The sequence below is a fragment of the Janthinobacterium sp. Mn2066 genome, assembly GCF_049319705.1.
Classification (GTDB): domain Bacteria; phylum Pseudomonadota; class Gammaproteobacteria; order Burkholderiales; family Burkholderiaceae_D; genus Janthinobacterium.
This window is the reverse complement of the sequence record NZ_JBMOUF010000002.1, coordinates 286,609-303,267: the sequence shown is the minus strand read 5'-3', so window position 1 is coordinate 303,267 and position 16,659 is coordinate 286,609. Positions and strand designations below refer to the sequence as shown.

The window sequence follows — 16,659 nt, the reverse complement described above, 5'->3', positions numbered from 1 at the left end:
CTAATGAATACGCATTAGCCGGACTTACTTGGCGAGGATCACCTTGCCATCCTTGACTTCGCCGAACACGGTCAGCTCCGGCGTGATGGCTTCATGGTTGGTCTTGCTGAATGGCTTGTTGTAGGTGGTGACGGCGCCGTCGACCTTTTCACTGAGGTTTTCCAGCGCAGCGCGCACTTTCGGACCATCCGTGCCGCCTGCCTGCTTGATGGCGGCGGCCAGCAGGTAGACGGAATCGTAGCCCTGGGCTGCAGACACGGCCGACGGCATGCGTCCACCCGATGGTTTGTACGCCGCCACGTAGGCGTCGATAAAGGCCTTGCGCTTGGGCGTGCTGGCGTCCTGGATGAAGGTTTGCGGCATGCGCGTGCCGTCGCCGTTCTTGCCCGCGTTATCGATGAAGTTCCCCATGGCCAGGGTCCAGCTGCCGATCAGCGGCACTTTCCAGCCCAGTTTTTCCATGCCGTTGGCGATCTGCGCCAGTTCCGGGCCGATGCCGTAGGTGAGCACCACTTCGGCGCCCGCCTGCTTGGCTTTCAACAGCTGGGCCGTCATGTCGACGTCCTTGATATTGTATTTTTCGACGGCGACCGGCTTGATGCCTTTCGCATCGAGCGCTTTTTCCAGATCGGCGCGGCCCAGCTGGCCATAATTGGTGGAATCGGCCAGGATCGCCACTTTCTTGAAGTTACGGCGCGTAACGGCTTCTTCGACGATCATGTGCGACTGGATCTGGTCGCTGGCGGCGTTGCGGAAGATGTAATTCTCCGGCTGGTCGGCGAATTGCTTGGTGATGATGGAGCCCGTCGCCACGTTGTTGATCACCGGGATCTTGGCTTCCTGGTAAAAGCGCTGCGAAGCGAGCGCCACGCCAGTGTTGATGTAGCCCACGGTGGCGGCGACTTTTTCCTTGTTGATCAGCTCTTGCGCGATCTGCACGCCGCGCTCGTTCTTGGCTTCGTCGTCGCGTTCGATCAGCAACAGCGAACGGCCCATGACGCCGCCCTTGGCATTGATTTCCGCCACCGCCAGCTTGACGCCGTCGCGCATCGACACGCCCATGGGCGCGGAACCGCCCGTGAAGGGCCCGGACACGCCAATCTTGATGGGGTCGGCTGCATGAGCAAGCGACGAGAGCTGCGAGAAACCCAAAACCAAACTTGCCACAAGCAACTTCTGTTTGAAATTCATTGTCATCTCCTGTGATACAACGTTTTTAGTCCTACTTATTTTTATAGTCGTACGCTGGATAACCGCCCCATCGATAAATCATTGTAGGTTAGTAAACATGCACCAGCAACAACTACATATGACGCGGCGCAGCATGCATAAAAAGCCCAATTGCTTATTCAAATGTCAGTTTTCTGTAAGGAAAATATGCGGGAAATTGACGCGGCACGCGCTGGCATTGTGGTGAATAACAGGGCTCTGTCCTCATTAAATAGGGGAACCTGTCTGCAAAGCTGAGGTCTGACTGATCAGAGCAGCCAAACAGGGAGATGGCCATGCAACAGGTTCAATGGCAGGCGTTCATCATGCAGTTCGCCATGCTGTCCCGGCGCCAGCGCCTGGACAGCGTAGTAATGTTGAGCGGTACGCCGCGCCAGCGAGCGGCTGTCGCGCTGATCGAACGCACGGCCCAGGCACGCCTATGTTGTCCGGCGTGCCACTCGCGGCATCTGCACCGGCACGGCCGCGCCAACGATCTGCAGCGTTATCGCTGTGTGCCTTGCGGCAAGACATTCAATGCGCTGACGGGCACGCCCCTGGCGCATCTGCGTCACAAAGCCTTGTGGCTGGACTACGCGAATTGCCTGCTGAACTCGGATTCCGTACGCAAGGCTGCCCAGCAACTGGGCATCCATCGCAATACCAGTTTTCGCTGGCGCCACCGTTTTTTATCGCTGGCGAAAACCGACCGCCCGCACTGCCTGCATGGCATCACCGAGGCCGACGAAATGTATCTGCTGGAATCAGAAAAAGGGGCCCGGCATTTGCGGCGTCCGGCACGCCGGCGTGGTGGTCACGCCCGCCAACGCGGCATTTCCAGCGCCTGGTCGCGCGCGACCGGACGGGGCAAACCATCGATTTCGTCATAGGCAAGGGGGCCATCACGAAGAAGCAACTCTTGACTTGCCTGCCGCCCGTGATCGACAAGGATATTTTGCTGGTGACCGATGGTCATGCGGCGTATGCCGCCTTTGCCCGGGAAAAGGGCATCAGCCATCAAGCCGTCAACTTGCGGGCCGGCATCCGCGTGCGCGGCGCGGTCCACGTGCAGAACGTCAACGCGTATCACAGCCGCTTGCGCGGATGGCTCAGCATTTTTCATGGCGTGGCGACACGTTATCTGCCCAATTACCTGGGCTGGCGCTGGATACTCGATGCCAAGCGCATCCTGTCTGCTGAAACATTATTGAAGGCAACTTTGGGAGAGTTCCCACATTTGACGGTGACATAGCCAATAACAGTGCCGGGACAAGCAAACGGGGCAATCGACCGGACACTGATCTGGCGCAAATCCGCCACGGCCCGGCATGCTAAGTTCGGCAATGCCAGCGCCCGCGCGCAGGCCACTGAACCACCCCACCGCATGGAGGCCCTATGCAGCGTCCGTCGATTTTTTTCCTGTCCGCCTTGCTCCTGGGCGGCTGCACGAACCTGGCACCCGTGCGCACCTTGGCCGAGCAGACGCAAAAACTGTCGACCAGTTTTACCCCCATGCTGGCTGGCACGTTCAACAGCTGCACCGACAACGCCATGCGCAAGCGGCTGATCATGAGCGAACGTTTCGATGCGCAAGCGAGCGAACAGGCGGCGCAGGCCGACTGCCTGCCGATCGCCCAGGCCAGCATCCCGATCGCCAGGTTGAACGATGTCTTGCTGCGCTATGCGCAAACCCTGGCGACAGTGGCGGACGACAAGCTAGCCGTGCACAAACAGGAATTCAAGGCGCTTGGCGATGCGCTGGGAGGACTGGCGCAGCCGGGCGGCGATGCGCCGCTGCTCGACGCCGACAAATTGTACAAAGTGGTCAAGCTGAGCGAACACCTGAGCCGCCTGGCCACGCAGCGCCTGCAGAAATCGGCCTTGCGTGAACTGCTCGATGAGCAGGAAGCCTTGACCATCGTCAGCAATGCGCTCAAGGAATATGCGCGGCGCAGCTACCGCGCCGGCTTGCAGGACGAGCTGCGCGACCTGCACCTGCTGCGCAGCGCCGTCGATGGCGCCGCGCCGCGCGAACCGCTGGCCGCCAACTACATCCGCACGCGGCTTTACCTGGAAAGCCGGCAGTTGCAGGAACGGCAAAAAATCGTCGCCAGCTATGTGCGCGCCGTCGATTCGCTGCAGGCCAGCATCGCCAGTTTGCGGGCCAATCTGGACAGCCTGCAGGCGCCGGAACTGCAGCAGCAGCTGGCGCAATTTTCCGAACACGTCGATACGCTGCAACAGCAAGCCGTCTTTTATGCGCCTGCCCGCTGGTAAATCCAGTAAGTCCTACTACAAAAGGAGAACAGCATGGCCCAACTGACTGCATTGACGAAGGACCAGGCTTATGCGATTGCCGACAGCCTGGCGCAGGCATCGAGCCTGGTGCTGGAATTGCGCATCCGCCAACGCACTTCGCTGGCGCCTGCAGAGCGGGACTTATTGGAACAATATGAAAACCACCTGGACCAGATGGTGGCCCTGTTTCGCGCCTACGGCATCAGCCTGATCGCCGAAGGTGCGGAGCAGGCGCGCAGCGATATCGAGGGCGCCATCGCCAAGGGCAAGGCTAAGCTCAAGCGCATCGCCGACGTCAAGGCGGCCATCGGCACGGCGGCCAAGCTGGTTGACCTGGGCGCGGCCATCCTGTCACGCGACCCGTTCGCCATCGGCGAGGCGGCCGCCAGTTTGCACAACGGCAATTAAAAAAGCGGACTCCGTCGGGAGTCCGCTTTTGATCTGGCAAAACAGCTATCTGAATAACGTCAGGCGGGAACAGCCGGTGGCACGACGCCAAGCGCTGCAGCGGCCATCGCATTATCGCCTTCGCTGCCGGCCAGTACATAACCGCGCTCAATCAGCTTGCGCGTGTAGTACTTGTTGTACATGAAGGCCCACACAAAACCGATAAATGGAAAACCGAAACCCAGTGTCATGAAACCGATGATCAGGGAGATCACGAAGCCACCGATAAAGGTGATGAAATCGCCACGGAACAGGGCTGGGAAAAATCCAAAAAAGAACGTCGTCCACGAAAAACCGTAAAAACCATCCTTGATGACGCCGGATTCCTTGTGCTTCAATGCGATACGAATTGCCATGTTGCCCCTTTCGGCAGGTGAGGAGGTAGTGAGACAAGGTTATCGATAGATGGCCTTGTCCTTTTCTTGACGGTCCCCGTAGCGCTCGGCAGTCTACACATCAAGGCGCAGGCTACATCACATTTCGACTCTCTCGCGATACAGGAAATATTGCTTCCACAAGTTAAATTTCATTTTATCAACTTATTAAGTTGATGGGTGGAAATTTTTATGAAAGATTATTTTTCACCGAACGCGAGGAAAACTCAGGGCTCGGGCTGACGGTGGCCCATCGCATGTTCCGCCATTTTCAGGAACAGGGCGGCCTGCTCCTCATTGTGCGCATAGCCCATGCGCCCCTCGCCCAGGGCGACGGATTTCTGCAACAGCGCTTCCGGATATTCAGCCTCGCAAGCGGCATCGAGCCAGTAACGGGCCTGCGCTGCATCGCTATCGAGCAGCATGTTCGCCACGAGGAACATGGCCGGCACCACTTGCCGCTGCGCCGCCAGGCTGAGCCAGTGCAAGGCCGCAGCCTGGTCTTGCGGGCCGCCCATGCCGTTCTTGAGCATCAGGCCCAGGTAATAGGCGGCCGGGCCGCTGCCCTGCCCGGCCGCCTGGCCAAACATGGCGCGTGCCTGTGGCTGTTCCACCGGCGTACCACGCATCAAGGCCTTCGCTTGCGCCAGTTGCGCGGCAGGCTCGCCCGCTGCCAGCGCGGCCGCCAGCAGCCAGGCCGCCACCATCATTTCGACAGGTCGACCTGGTACAGCGCAAAGCCCTTGCCTGCGCCATCGTCAGCCTTCAGTTGTGTCACGTTCTCGATGCCGGCGTCCCTGGCCAGGGCGATCATGTCCGGCGCCGAGTGGAATACCACCGGGCCTTTGGTCGCCACTTTGGCGAAGCGCCAGCTGCGCGCGGCGCCGTTTTTCACGCGCGTCAGGTTTTTCTCCTTGCTGACATAGGCGATCAGGATTTCGCGGTTGTTGTCCGGCGAGGCGACCACCGTCTTGCTGCCATCGAGGCCAGGGAAATTACCGCCGCCGCTGGCGCGGTAGTTATTGGTCGCGATCAGGAATTCCTGCTTCGCATCCACCGGCTTGCCCTGGTACGTCAAGCCCTTGATGCGCTGGCCGGGCGGCTGCGTCACGTCGATCTGGTAGCTGACATCGGCGCTGCTGATCGTATCGAAGTTATAGCTGGGATGCGCTGCGTTGACCAGTTCCTGCGCTTCAGGCTTGTTCGGATCGATGGTATTGAAGCGGCGCGCCGACTGTTCCAGCCAGGCCGTCAATTCCGCGCCAGTCATCTTCACGCCATACAGGGCGTTCGGATACAGATACAGGTCGGCCGCGTTATTGAGGGCCACGCTGCCCGCCTTGACGTCGGTGTAATCGGAGACGCCGGCCGAACCGCTCTTGAAGGGAGATGACATCGACAGCACCGGCAAGCCGGCGTATTGCGGCAGGTTGGCCTTGACATAGGCTGCCAGATAGGCGCCCTGCGCCTGGTTCACCACCTCGATGGCGCTGACGTCGCCCACGTCGGCAAAATAGGTATTCATGCGGAAGTCCGTCACGCCCACCGGCGTTTGCACGTACTGGATCGTGGCGGCATGTTCCTCGGCCACCAGCGCGCTAATCGCCGCATCGGGCGCCACGTAGCTTTTATCTGCATTCTGGATGCCGCGCGCTTCCACCGTGGTGCGGTTCTTGTCGACGATCCACTGCTTGCCGTCATATTGCAGGTGCAGGCCGATCACGCCCAGGTGCTTGCCCCACAAATTGGCCATCACGGTCGGCACGCCATAAACCAGGCCTTTTACCTTGTCGACGCCGGGCAAATTAAACTGCGGCACCGTGCTGCTGGCGTTCGGGAACAGCTGGTGCGAGTGGCCGATCAGCATGGCGTCGATGCCGGGCACTTGCGCCAGGTAGTAATTACCGTTTTCCATGGTCGGTGAATACGGGCTGTCATCGAGGCCGCCATGCGAAATCGCCACCACCAGGTCGGCGCCCTTGGCGCGCATCTCGGGGATGTATTTTTCGGCTGTCTCGCGCACGCCCTGCGTATAGATGCGCCCTTCCAGCCAGCGCTTGTCCCAGGACAAAATGGTCGGCGGCGTGAAACCGATGATGCCGACCTTGATGGTGGCCGTCACCGGTTTGCCATCGGGGGCGGTCGCCGTAATCTGCTTGTCGATGATGTGATAGGGCGCAAACAGCGGCTTACCGCTCTTCATGCTATAGACATTGGCCAGCACTTGCGGAAAGTGGGGGCCGGCGCAGCGCGGCTTGGCTGGATCCACGCTGTCGACGTCGAACTGGCTGCCCGTCACCTGGCTCAGATACGCCAGGCCGTAGTTGAATTCATGGTTGCCGATGCCGCCGCCGTCAACCTTCAGCAGATTCATGGCCTTGTAGATGGCCAGCGTCTGGTCGCACGCCACCGGTTTGACCAGCGCCTGGTAATCGGCCAGCGCCGTGCCCTGGATGGTGTCGCCGTTATCGAGCAAGAGATTGTTCGGGAACTCGCTGCGCGCCTGCGCGATCACGGTCGCCGTGCGTTCCAGTCCGATCGAGGGTTCGGCCTGCAGCTTGTAATAGTCATAACTCAACACATTGGCGTGCAAGTCCGTCGTCTCCAGCAACGCCAGGGTGGCGCTGCTGCCGGGCTGCGGTTTGGCTAACCCGGTAGCGGCGGGCGGCAAGGCGCCGCAGCCGGCCAGCAGCAGCAGCGGTAACAGGGCGAGACGAGGAAGTTGGCGCATGATGGTTCCCTATGGAAAGACAATATCGCCAGCATCATACGCAGCACGGCAGCCACCATCAAGCCATAAAATATTGTCGCAAATATAGCAAAACAGTGATTTTATTCTCCCCTGCGGCTGTGATTCATTGCTGCCGCCATCAGAAACGGCCCATGCTCGCGTATAATTCAGGGTTTGATTTCACCATAGAAGACCAGAATATTATGGAAGCCGAACGCATCAACGCCATCTCCGCCCTGCTCTCCGACCTGACGGTCCGCGAAGCCGAACTTCGGAGGTATCTTTGACTTCACTGTCAAGTCGGAGAAACTAGAGCAAGTCAACGAAGAACTGGAAGATCCCACCGTCTGGAACGATCCCAAGCGCGCCCAGGACCTCGGTAAGGAGAAGAAGGCGCTGGAAGCCATCGTCTTTACCCTGACCAAGGCCGACGCCGACCTGCGCGACACCAGCGACCTGTTCGCCATGGCCCGCGAAGAAGGCGACGACGATACGCTCGAAGCGGTCGGCGCCGACGTGGAAGAGATCCGCAAGGTCATCGAAAGCATGGAATTCCGCCGGATGTTCAACAATCCGATGGACCCGAACAACTGCTTTATCGACATTCAGGCCGGCGCCGGCGGCACGGAAGCCCAGGACTGGGCCTCGATGCTGCTGCGCCAGTACCTGCGCTATTGCGAACGCAAGGGCTTCAAGGTGGAAATCCTGGAGCAGTCCGAGGGCGAGGTTGCCGGCATCAAGACCGCTACGCTGAAAGTCGAGGGCGATCACGCCTATGGCTTCCTGCGCACGGAAACGGGCGTGCACCGCCTGGTGCGCAAGTCGCCGTTCGACTCGGCCAATGGCCGCCACACCTCGTTTACGTCGCTGTTCGTGTACCCGGAAGTCGATGATTCGATCGAGATCGACGTCAACCCGGCCGATATCCGCGTCGATACCTACCGCGCGTCGGGCGCCGGTGGCCAGCACATCAATAAAACCGACTCCGCCGTCCGCATGACCCACGGACCGACCGGCATCGTGGTGCAGTGCCAGAACGACCGTTCGCAGCACCGCAACCGCGCCGAAGCGATGGAAATGCTGAAGGCCAAACTGTACGAACATGAGCTGCGCAAGCGCATGAGCGAGCAGCAAAAGCTGGAAGACTCGAAAACCGACGTGGGCTGGGGCCACCAGATCCGCTCCTACGTGCTGGACCAGTCGCGCATCAAGGATTTGCGCACCGGTTTCGAGACGGGCAACACCAAGGGCGTGCTCGATGGCGACATCGACGACTTCATCTCCGCCTCGCTCAAGCAAGGCGTATAAGGATGAACGCATCCGCACCGGCACCGGCAAAGCAGGCCTTCCTGTTCGACATGGATGGCACCATCGTCGACAACATGGCCTTCCACACGCAAGCCTGGCTGGCGTTCTTTGAACGCCAGGGCCATGTGCTCGATGCGGAAGCGTTTTTCCGCGACACGGCAGGACGCCAGGGCCAGGAAATCCTCACCCATTATCTGGGTGCAGAGATCGACCATGCAGCGCTGCTGCTGGAAAAGGAAGTCGTCTACCGCGAACTGTATGGCCCGCACCTGGCCGCCGTCGCCGGTTTCGGCCAGCTGATTTCCAGCGCGCGCGCCAGTGGCGTGGCGCTGGTGGTCGGCACGGCCGCGGCAGAAGACAACATCGCCTTTACGCTCGACGGCCTGGACCTGCGCCACCGCTTCGACGCCATCGTCGGCGCCGGCGACGTGGCACGCGGCAAACCCAGCCCCGACGTCTTCTTGAAAGGCGCGCAGCTGGCCGGCGCACTGCCGGAAAACTGCATCGTGTTTGAAGACGCGCCCCTGGGCGTGGAAGCGGCGCGGCGCGCCGGCATGCGGGCCGTGGTGCTGACCACCACCCTGCCGGCCGAAGCGTTTGCCCAATTCGACAACGTGATCGCCATCGTGCCGGATTTTTCCGCGCTCGGCGTCGAGACACTGTTCGCCAGCGTGGCGCCAGCGCTGGCACCACATCATCAATAATCACCAACTAAGAACACCATGACTACGGATATCCAAGAACAAGCCGCCGCCCCCGATGAAAACAAGATCATCGCCGAGCGCCGCGCCAAGCTGGCCGCACTGCGCGAACAAGGCATCGCCTTCCCCAACGATTTCCGCCCTGAGCACAAGGCGGCCGATCTGCACGCACAATACGACAGCAAGACGCGCGAAGAGCTGGAAGAGCATCCCGTAGCCGTGGTGCTGGCTGGCCGCATGATGCTGAAACGCGAAGCCGGCAAGAAAGCCGCTTTCGCCACCCTGCAAGACGCTTCCGGCGCCAAGGCCGATGGCCGCATCCAGATCTACGCCACCCTGGACCTGACGGGCGAAGCGGCCATGGCCGCCCTGCACCACTACGACCTGGGCGATATCCTGGGCGTCAAGGGCACGCTGTTCAAGACCAAGACCGACGAACTGACCATCAAGGTCACGGAACTGCGCCTGATCACCAAGTCGCTGCGCCCGCTGCCGGACAAATTCCACGGCCTGGCCGACCAGGAAACCAAGTACCGCCAGCGCTACGTCGACCTGATCATGAATGAAGAGACGCGCCGCACCTTCAAGGCGCGTACCGCCGCCATCTCGTCGATCCGCCGCTTCATGGAAAAGAACGAGTTCATGGAAGTCGAAACGCCGATGCTGCACACAATCCCGGGCGGCGCGGCGGCAAAACCATTCATCACCCACCACAATGCGCTGGACATGCAGATGTTCCTGCGTATCGCGCCCGAACTGTACCTGAAGCGCCTGGTAGTGGGCGGCTTTGACCGCGTGTTCGAAATCAACCGCAACTTCCGCAACGAAGGCGTGTCGATCCGTCACAATCCTGAATTCACGATGATGGAATTCTACGCGGCGTACACCGACTACAAATGGCTGATGGACTTCACCGAAGCCGTCATCCGCCAGGCCGCCATCGATGCGCACGGCACCGCCACCCTGACCTACGGCGGCCGCGAGCTGGACCTGGCAAAACCGTTCCATCGCCTGACCATCGTCGGCGCGATCAATAAATATGCTCCGCACTACACCAACGAGCAATTGCACGACGTGGAATTCATCAAGGCCGAGCTGAAGAAATTCGGCGTCAAGCCATTCGCCACCGCCGGCCTGGGCGCGCTGCAACTGGCGCTGTTCGAAGAAACGGCTGAAGCACAGCTGTGGGAACCGACCTACATCATCGACTACCCGGTCGAAGTGTCGCCACTGGCGCGCGCTTCCGACACGGTATCCGGCATCACCGAACGCTTCGAACTGTTCATGGTGGGCCGCGAAATCGCCAACGGCTTCTCCGAGCTGAACGACGCAGAAGACCAGTCGGCCCGCTTCCTGGCGCAAGTCGCCGCCAAGGACGCCGGTGATGAAGAAGCCATGTTCTACGACGCAGACTACATCCGCGCGCTGGAATACGGCATGCCCCCAGCCGGCGGCTGCGGCATCGGCATCGACCGCTTGATGATGATCATCACGGATTCGCCGAATATCCGTGACGTCTTGCTGTTCCCACATCTGCGCCGCGAAGAATGATAATCACCTGAAAAATCTACTGCGCGTCGTGATTTGCGGCCTGCGATGCTCACTGTGCCCCGGCACAGTTGCGCTTCTTAGCCACAACTCCCTTCCGCTCGCTACGATTTTTCAGGCGATCGATGCTTCAAGGCAAAAAAGCCGTCAGATCTTATGATCTGGCGGCTTTTCTTATTTTTGGTTCAGTCGGCTCATCACGGCGCCACGACCAAGCGTAGCGAGCAAGCTCAATATCGGGTTGAGTAGCGGAGCCGTACGCACGTACGGTGAGCAACGGATGCCCGAGAGTGAGCTGCGCAGTAGCTTGGGCGCGGCGCCACCACGATTACTGGATCACTGTGTAGCACGGCGTATAAGCCGTCCCCGCCAGCTTCATCCTGTGCTGCGCCACGAACGAGGCCAGCAACTTGTCCATCGGGCCCATGATGGCCTTGTCGCCGTGGATTTCAAAATTGCCGTGTTCTTCGATCGAACGGATGCCGTCGTCCTTGACGTTGCCAGCCACCACGCCCGAGAAGGCGCGGCGCAGCTGGGCTGCCAGCAGGTGCGTGGCCTGGTCCTTGTGCAGGCTCAGGTTGCGCATGTTTTCATGGGTCGGCTTGAACGGCTTCTGGAATTCATGGTCGATCTTCAGCAGCCAATTGAAATAATAGGCGTCGCTGTGGGCCTTGCGGAATTCGCGTACCTGCTTGATCCCTTCCAGCATTTCGCGCGCCACCAGTTCCGGGTCATCGATGATGATTTTATAACGCTGCTGCGCTTCCGGACCCAGCGTGTCGCTGATGAACTGGTTGATCTGCACGAAGTAGTCGCGCGAGGTTTCCGGTCCCGTGAAGATCAGCGGGAATGGAATTTCCGCATTGTCCGGGTGCAGCAGGATACCGAGGATGTAGAGGATTTCCTCGGCCGTGCCGGCGCCGCCCGGGAATACCACGATGCCGTGTCCGGCGCGCACGAACGCTTCCAGGCGCTTTTCGATGTCCGGCATGATGACCAGGTCATTGACGATGGGATTCGGCGATTCGGCCGCGATGATGCCTGGCTCGGTGATGCCCAGGTAGCGGCCATTGTGCAGGCGCTGCTTGGCGTGGCCGATGGTGGCGCCCTTCATCGGGCCTTTCATGGCGCCCGGGCCGCAGCCGGTGCAGATATCGAGGCCGCGCAAGCCCAGCTGGTAGCCCACTTCCTTGGAGTAATTGTATTCGGCGCGGTTGATCGAGTGGCCGCCCCAGCACACCACCAGGTTCGGGTTGAGCTGGGTTTGCAGCACATTGGCGTTGCGCAGGATATGGAACACGGCGTCGGTCACCCCTTCCGTGCTGTGCAAGTCGAATTTCGGGTTACCCGTCACTTCATCGCTGACGAAGATAATGTCGCGCAGCACGGCAAACAGGTGTTCGTGGATGCCCTTGATCATCTTGCCATCGACAAAGGCGATCGCGGGCGCCCCCTTGATGTCGAGCTTGATGCCGCGTTCGCGCTGGATAATCGACACGTCGAACGATTGATAGCGTTCCAGCAAGGCGCGCCCGTCATCGACGGTGCTGCCGCAATTGAGTACCGCCAGCGCGCAGCGGCGGAAGGTGTTGTACAGGCCGCCCTGGCTGGTGTCGAGCAGTTTGTTGACTTCGGTCTTGGAGAGCACGTCCAGGCGGCCCTCGGGAGAAACCAGAGTATCGATAACGTCGTGTTCCATAATGCGAAAAATCCCTTAAAAAATCGATCCTCGGATGTGTTGCAGCACCAATATACGACAAGTCGGCACGCTTGTGCTTGGCGGCATGGAAATCGCTTTTCTCGTCCTAACCATACAAACCGGTTTGAGCAATATAAAACTCCCATTCTTGCTAATGCGAATGGAAATCTTCGCATAGCGCAATTTGTAGATTAGAATGCGTCCCTATTGGAATTCCTGTACCTGCAGCGCTTCACGAGAGAGCCCACTGTACAGGCACGATTCCATATGTTTGTTTTATCGATTCACTATAATAATTTTCAGGAGGAACCGCATGAGCGGTGCGACTACGCCCAACAAGGAAGCCGTTATTCCCGAGTTCAAGCAGATTATGGGCCATCCAGGCCCATTGTGGATGTTGTTCATGACTGAATTCTGGGAACGCTTCGCGTTCTACGGAGTTCGCTGGGCGCTGGTACTGTATATCGTGGCCCAGTTCCACAGTGGCAATGCCTCAGGAGAGGCGGCAGCCACCCTGACCTACGGTTCCTTCCTCGCATTGGTGTATGCAGGCGCCCTGTTCGGCGGCTATATCGCCGACCGTATCATCGGCTACCAGCGCTCGATTTTGCTGGGCGCCACTTTCATGGCTGCCGGCCTGTTCTGTATCGCCGTACCAAACCAGGATATCTTCAACCTGGGCCTGGCGACCATGATCGTCGGCAACGGCATGTTCAAGCCAAATATCTCGACCATGGTCGGCAAGCTGTATGCAGCCGCCGACCAGCGCCGCGACAGTGGTTTCACGATCTTCTACATGGGTATCAACATGGGCGCCCTGGTCGCGCCAGTGATCACCCAGTGGCTGGCCGAATCCATCTTCGGCACCACCGCCATGCCTTCCTACAAGATGGTCTTCATCGCTTCCGGCATCGGCATGCTGATCAGCCTGGTATGGTTCTTCATCGGCCGCCGCGCCCTGAAAGGCATCGGCGCACCCGAAGCCGGTGCAGAAGGCCCTAAACGCGTGATCTGGGTTGCCCTGGGCTGTCTGGTAGTGATCCCGCTGATGTACTTCCTGCTGACCGTCGGCGCTGAAACCTTGCAAGTCATCCTGACCGTGCTGTTCCTGATCCTGGCAGTGATGCTGGTGATCGAAGGTATCCGCGATGGTAAAGTGGCACGTGACAAAGTCATCGCCATGCTGCTGATCTTTGCCTTCAACATCCTGTTCTGGATGTTCTTCGAACAGGCAGGCAGCTCGTTTACCTTCCTGGCTGAAAACATCGTCAACCGCGACCTGGGCTTCTGGATCTTCCCGACCGCCTACTTCCAGACCGTCAACTCGGTGGCCATTATCTTCCTGGCACCAGTCATCGCCGCCATCTGGGTGTTCCTGGCGCGCCATAACGTCAACCCTTCGATCCCGCGCAAATTCGGCCTGGGCTTGCTGGGGAATGCATTGGCCTTCGGCTTGCTGATCTTTGCACTGTCGAGCCTGGTTGGCGCCGACAACAAGATCCCGTTCTGGACCCTGGCAACCGTCTACGTGCTGCAATCGGTAGGCGAACTGTGCCTGTCGCCTATCGGCCTGTCGATGGTCACCAAGCTGGCGCCAGTGCGCCTGGTTGGCCTGGGCATGGGCGGCTGGTTCCTGTCGACCGGTATCGGCAACAACCTGTCGGGCATCTTCGCCAGCTACGTCAGCGGCAAGAGCGGCATGTCGGTGCAATCGGCACTGTCCGGCTACACCTTCGGCTTCTGGTCCCTGCTGGGCGCCGGCGTGGTGCTGTTCCTGATCGCACCGCTGATCAACAAACTGATGCACGGCGTGAAGTAATCTGCCGGTTCAGCTAAAAACGGCGGCCTGCGGGCCGCCGTTTTTCATTCCAGGAACAGTTTTCTCCATTCCGGGCGTTACAATACCGCCATGGCCGATGGCCACTCCACCAACCACGTCAAAGATTCCCATGTCCAGCATTTCCACCACCACGCCCCTTTCCGACGATGAATACGCCGAACTCGACACCCTGCTGGCCGCGCCTGCCCTGGCTGGCCGCGCCATGGATGTGTCGATGCTGGAAGGTTTTCTGACGGCCGTGGCCCTGAGCCCGAACACCATCGCATCTGCCTCATGGCTGCCCTGGGTCTGGGACAAAATCACCGGCACGGCAGCGCCGGAAGCCGGCGAAGCCACCGAACGTGCCAGCGCGCTGGCGCAACGCCACCACGCCTACATGGTCGAATGGCTGGCGAAAGACCCGGACAGTTTCGAGCCCATCTACGAATGCGGCCCGGAATGGAGCGTGCCCGCCTGGTGCGCAGGCTTTTTGCTAGGTACCAGCCTGGACAAGCCGCAATGGGCCGCCCTGGGCGTGAGCCACCCGCAATACCTGGCGCCCTTCCAGCACCTGGCCACGGCCAGCGAACTCGATGACGAAGCGGCGGAAAAAGCCATGGATGGCGTGACGCCGTCCGTAATCGCCATCAACGCAGCCTGGGCCCGCCAGCGCCACCTGAAGCAAAGCCATTCAGGCGCCACCGTGCTGCGCGACATCCCCAAAACGGGCCGCAACGATCCTTGCCACTGCGGCAGTGGCAAGAAATACAAGAAATGCTGCGCCGACGCCGACGCAGCCGCTGCGTAAGGTCAGCCCTCCTTGCGCCAGCTGCTGACGACCCTGCTCCGCTTCCTGCTGCGCCACGCGCTGCAGTTTGCGCTGTTCATCGTGATCCTGCTGGCCGGCCGCTGGCTGCTGGCCGAATGGCGCGCTTACAGCATCACCAGCAAGACCGTGGCGACGTTACGCCAGGCTGCCGCCGCAGCCGATGGCCAGGGGTTGACCTTGGGCCAGGCGGCCACGCTGCGTATCCAAAACCTGCAACATGCCTCGCAAGCGGCGATTGCCGCCCGCCAGGCCGAAGTGCAAACGCAATTACGCGCGCTACGCGATCAACAGCAGCCATCGCTGTTCACTATTCCACTACCCGACGCGGCCATGCTGGCCCGGCATGCACAGCAAGAAGCCACGCGACGCATCGAGATCGAAGTGCTGGCCCAGGAAGCGCACTACCTGGGCGCCTTGCAGGCAGCGCTCGCAGGTGAAGATGGCCGCCTGACCCTGGCCCGGCTGCACGGCGAACACGTGCTGGCCTACGCCGCCCTGCAAGCCAATCTGAACCTGCAACAGCAGCTGGAAGCAGTCCACCCGCTGGCAAGCCGCCTGCCCGGGAGTGTCGCGAATACACGCATGACGCAACTGGAAACGCAAGAAGTCCGCCTGCGCGAAAACAATCTTGCAGCCTGGCGTGCCTACCAGGCGCAACAGGCGCGCAACAGCCGTGCCCATGCTGCCCACCCTGGCCCGTTTGCCATCGACAACAAGGCGCTGGCGGCGGCACTGGCGCCCTTGCAGGCAGCGATAGACGCCGGCGAGGTCCAGCAAGCGAAAAGCTGGATCGGCCGCTGGTCCGGCCCCGTCAGGGAAGTGGCGCCCACGGCCGCCCTGCTGGTGCTGTCCGCCATACTGCTGCCAGTCGCCATCAAGGCCTTCTTTTACTTCCTGCTGGCGCCCCTGGCGTCGCGTTTCAAACCGCTGTCCATCGCCCGCGAATTGCACATCGATAGCGCCAGCCTGCCCTTGCGCCCGGACGGCCAGTCGCGCATTTCCGGCGTTTCGCAAGCGTGGACCCTGGCGCCCGGCGATGACATGCTGATCCATCCCGACTACCTGCAATCGTCGCCCGTCAGCACGCACAAGAATACCCAATGGCTGCTGGACTGGCGTTTTCCCTTCACCAGCCTGGCCTCCGGCATGGTGGCGCTGACGCGCATCCGCAGCAAAGAACACGCTTCCGTGACCATCTCGGCCAGCGAGGACCCGCTCAGCGAAATCGCCGTGCTGGACCTGCCAGCCGGCGCCGCCCTCGTCTTCCAGCCGCGCGGCCTGGTCGGCATCATCCAGCGGCAAGACCAGCCAGTGGCCATTTCCAGCCACTGGCGCCTGGGCAGCCTGCATGCCTGGCTGACCTTGCAACTGCGCTTCATCGTCTTTCGCGGCCCCGCCACCCTGATCGTGCGCGGCTGCCGCGGCGTGCGCCTGGAGCGGGCCGGCCAGGGCCGCTCCATCAGCCAGTCCGCCACCCTGGGCTTCAGTACCGACGTGCTGTACTCCACCATGCGCAGCGAAACCTTCATCCCCTACCTGCGCGGCCAGCAGGCGCTGCTCAACGACCGCTTCGACGGCGATGGCGTCTACCTGTACGAAGAAACCCCGCGCCACGGCAAGCAGCCGGGCAAGGTGGGCAGCTGGTTCGAGGGCGCCACCGACGCCATATTAAAAGTGTTCGGCATTTAAATTCATT

At 60.5% G+C, this 16,659-nt stretch carries 15 protein-coding genes and 1 pseudogene; 10 read left to right on the top strand and 6 right to left on the bottom strand.

The genetic code is table 11. The features are described from left to right. Positions 1-24 precede the first annotated feature (24 nt). The gene (locus tag ACL9RI_RS04645; RefSeq protein WP_422725408.1) at positions 25-1,191 is read right to left on the bottom strand and encodes an ABC transporter substrate-binding protein; all 1,167 of its coding nucleotides are present in this window, start codon (positions 1,189-1,191) and stop codon (positions 25-27) included. A gap of 314 nt (positions 1,192-1,505) precedes the next feature. Here ACL9RI_RS04645 and ACL9RI_RS04640 point away from each other — a divergent pair. The 3 genes and pseudogenes from ACL9RI_RS04640 (at position 1,506) to ACL9RI_RS04630 (ending at position 3,915) form a co-directional block, all read left to right on the top strand. Next, positions 1,506-2,461: pseudogene (locus ACL9RI_RS04640) on the top strand (IS1595 family transposase). A 143-nt stretch (positions 2,462-2,604) separates the two neighbouring features. Continuing rightward, positions 2,605-3,486: a hypothetical protein gene (locus ACL9RI_RS04635; protein WP_422725407.1), complete on the top strand. Its 882-nt coding sequence runs from the start codon at positions 2,605-2,607 to the stop codon at positions 3,484-3,486. A 33-nt stretch (positions 3,487-3,519) separates the two neighbouring features. After that, on the top strand, positions 3,520-3,915 hold the full coding sequence (locus ACL9RI_RS04630) for a hypothetical protein (protein ID WP_422725406.1): 396 nt from the start codon (positions 3,520-3,522) through the stop codon (positions 3,913-3,915). Positions 3,916-3,974: 59 nt separating this feature from the next. Here the strand turns inward: ACL9RI_RS04630 and ACL9RI_RS04625 are convergent, their stop codons facing one another. The 3 genes from ACL9RI_RS04625 to ACL9RI_RS04615 all read right to left on the bottom strand — a co-directional run bounded on the left by ACL9RI_RS04625 (position 3,975) and on the right by ACL9RI_RS04615 (position 7,059). Then, complete coding sequence (locus ACL9RI_RS04625) at positions 3,975-4,310, bottom strand: hypothetical protein (RefSeq protein ID WP_422725405.1); 336 nt, start codon at positions 4,308-4,310, stop codon at positions 3,975-3,977. 245 nt (positions 4,311-4,555) lie between these two features. Further along, positions 4,556-5,032, bottom strand: coding sequence for a tetratricopeptide repeat protein (locus ACL9RI_RS04620; RefSeq protein WP_422725404.1), 477 nt, complete (start codon positions 5,030-5,032; stop codon positions 4,556-4,558). A 2-nt stretch (positions 5,033-5,034) separates the two neighbouring features. Then, positions 5,035-7,059 (bottom strand): bifunctional 2',3'-cyclic-nucleotide 2'-phosphodiesterase/3'-nucleotidase, encoded by a 2,025-nt coding sequence (locus tag ACL9RI_RS04615; RefSeq protein ID WP_422725403.1) that lies wholly within the window; start codon positions 7,057-7,059, stop codon positions 5,035-5,037. A gap of 11 nt (positions 7,060-7,070) precedes the next feature. Between ACL9RI_RS04615 and ACL9RI_RS04610 the strand changes: the two genes are divergently transcribed. The 4 genes from ACL9RI_RS04610 to lysS all read left to right on the top strand — a co-directional run bounded on the left by ACL9RI_RS04610 (position 7,071) and on the right by lysS (position 10,619). Beyond that, positions 7,071-7,346 carry a hypothetical protein gene (locus tag ACL9RI_RS04610; protein WP_422725738.1) on the top strand — a complete coding sequence of 92 codons (276 nt, stop codon included), beginning with the start codon at positions 7,071-7,073 and terminating at the stop codon, positions 7,344-7,346. After that, positions 7,263-8,367, top strand: a protein-coding gene (prfB, locus tag ACL9RI_RS04605; protein ID WP_422725402.1) for a peptide chain release factor 2 whose coding sequence is annotated in 2 segments (ribosomal slippage) — positions 7,263-7,343 and positions 7,345-8,367 — 1,104 coding nt in all. Because the reading frame shifts where the segments join, the coding sequence is not laid out codon by codon here. The genes ACL9RI_RS04610 and prfB overlap by 84 nt, the downstream gene beginning before the upstream one ends. Positions 8,368-8,369: 2 nt before the next feature. Further along, positions 8,370-9,071: an HAD family hydrolase gene (locus ACL9RI_RS04600; protein WP_422725401.1), complete on the top strand. Its 702-nt coding sequence runs from the start codon at positions 8,370-8,372 to the stop codon at positions 9,069-9,071. An 18-nt stretch (positions 9,072-9,089) separates the two neighbouring features. Continuing rightward, the gene (gene lysS, locus ACL9RI_RS04595; protein ID WP_422725400.1) at positions 9,090-10,619 is read left to right on the top strand and encodes a lysine--tRNA ligase; all 1,530 of its coding nucleotides are present in this window, start codon (positions 9,090-9,092) and stop codon (positions 10,617-10,619) included. A gap of 325 nt (positions 10,620-10,944) precedes the next feature. On the opposite strand, the gene ppnN is transcribed toward lysS, so the two are convergent. Then, a complete protein-coding gene (ppnN, locus tag ACL9RI_RS04590; protein ID WP_422725399.1) occupies positions 10,945-12,315 on the bottom strand; it encodes a nucleotide 5'-monophosphate nucleosidase PpnN in 1,371 nt (456 codons plus the stop codon). Between the two features lie 313 nt (positions 12,316-12,628). Between ppnN and ACL9RI_RS04585 the strand changes: the two genes are divergently transcribed. Further along, positions 12,629-14,134: a peptide MFS transporter gene (locus tag ACL9RI_RS04585; protein WP_422725398.1), complete on the top strand. Its 1,506-nt coding sequence runs from the start codon at positions 12,629-12,631 to the stop codon at positions 14,132-14,134. A 9-nt stretch (positions 14,135-14,143) separates the two neighbouring features. Here the strand turns inward: ACL9RI_RS04585 and ACL9RI_RS04580 are convergent, their stop codons facing one another. Continuing rightward, on the bottom strand, positions 14,144-14,266 hold the full coding sequence (locus tag ACL9RI_RS04580) for a hypothetical protein (RefSeq protein WP_422725397.1): 123 nt from the start codon (positions 14,264-14,266) through the stop codon (positions 14,144-14,146). Here ACL9RI_RS04580 and ACL9RI_RS04575 point away from each other — a divergent pair. Next, complete coding sequence (locus tag ACL9RI_RS04575; RefSeq protein WP_422725396.1) at positions 14,265-14,942, top strand: UPF0149 family protein; 678 nt, start codon at positions 14,265-14,267, stop codon at positions 14,940-14,942. The two genes, ACL9RI_RS04580 and ACL9RI_RS04575, sit on opposite strands and share 2 nt — an antisense overlap. Before the next feature lie 12 nt (positions 14,943-14,954). Beyond that, complete coding sequence (locus ACL9RI_RS04570; protein WP_422725395.1) at positions 14,955-16,652, top strand: hypothetical protein; 1,698 nt, start codon at positions 14,955-14,957, stop codon at positions 16,650-16,652. Positions 16,653-16,659 lie beyond the last annotated feature (7 nt).

What these genes read in the sequence shown, in the direction of transcription:
- ACL9RI_RS04630 (WP_422725406.1), top strand. Translation starts at nt 3,520, where the DNA reads ATGGCCCAACTGACTGCATTGACGAAGGACCAGGCTTATGCGATTGCC.
- ACL9RI_RS04610 (WP_422725738.1), top strand. Translation starts at nt 7,071, where the DNA reads ATGGAAAGACAATATCGCCAGCATCATACGCAGCACGGCAGCCACCAT.
- ACL9RI_RS04635 (WP_422725407.1), top strand. Translation starts at nt 2,605, where the DNA reads ATGCAGCGTCCGTCGATTTTTTTCCTGTCCGCCTTGCTCCTGGGCGGC.
- lysS (WP_422725400.1), top strand. Translation starts at nt 9,090, where the DNA reads ATGACTACGGATATCCAAGAACAAGCCGCCGCCCCCGATGAAAACAAG.
- ACL9RI_RS04600 (WP_422725401.1), top strand. Translation starts at nt 8,370, where the DNA reads ATGAACGCATCCGCACCGGCACCGGCAAAGCAGGCCTTCCTGTTCGAC.
- ACL9RI_RS04585 (WP_422725398.1), top strand. Translation starts at nt 12,629, where the DNA reads ATGAGCGGTGCGACTACGCCCAACAAGGAAGCCGTTATTCCCGAGTTC.
- ACL9RI_RS04625 (WP_422725405.1), bottom strand. Translation starts at nt 4,310, where the DNA reads ATGGCAATTCGTATCGCATTGAAGCACAAGGAATCCGGCGTCATCAAG.
- ppnN (WP_422725399.1), bottom strand. Translation starts at nt 12,315, where the DNA reads ATGGAACACGACGTTATCGATACTCTGGTTTCTCCCGAGGGCCGCCTG.
- ACL9RI_RS04645 (WP_422725408.1), bottom strand. Translation starts at nt 1,191, where the DNA reads ATGAATTTCAAACAGAAGTTGCTTGTGGCAAGTTTGGTTTTGGGTTTC.
- ACL9RI_RS04615 (WP_422725403.1), bottom strand. Translation starts at nt 7,059, where the DNA reads ATGCGCCAACTTCCTCGTCTCGCCCTGTTACCGCTGCTGCTGCTGGCC.
- ACL9RI_RS04580 (WP_422725397.1), bottom strand. Translation starts at nt 14,266, where the DNA reads ATGGGAATCTTTGACGTGGTTGGTGGAGTGGCCATCGGCCATGGCGGT.
- ACL9RI_RS04575 (WP_422725396.1), top strand. Translation starts at nt 14,265, where the DNA reads ATGTCCAGCATTTCCACCACCACGCCCCTTTCCGACGATGAATACGCC.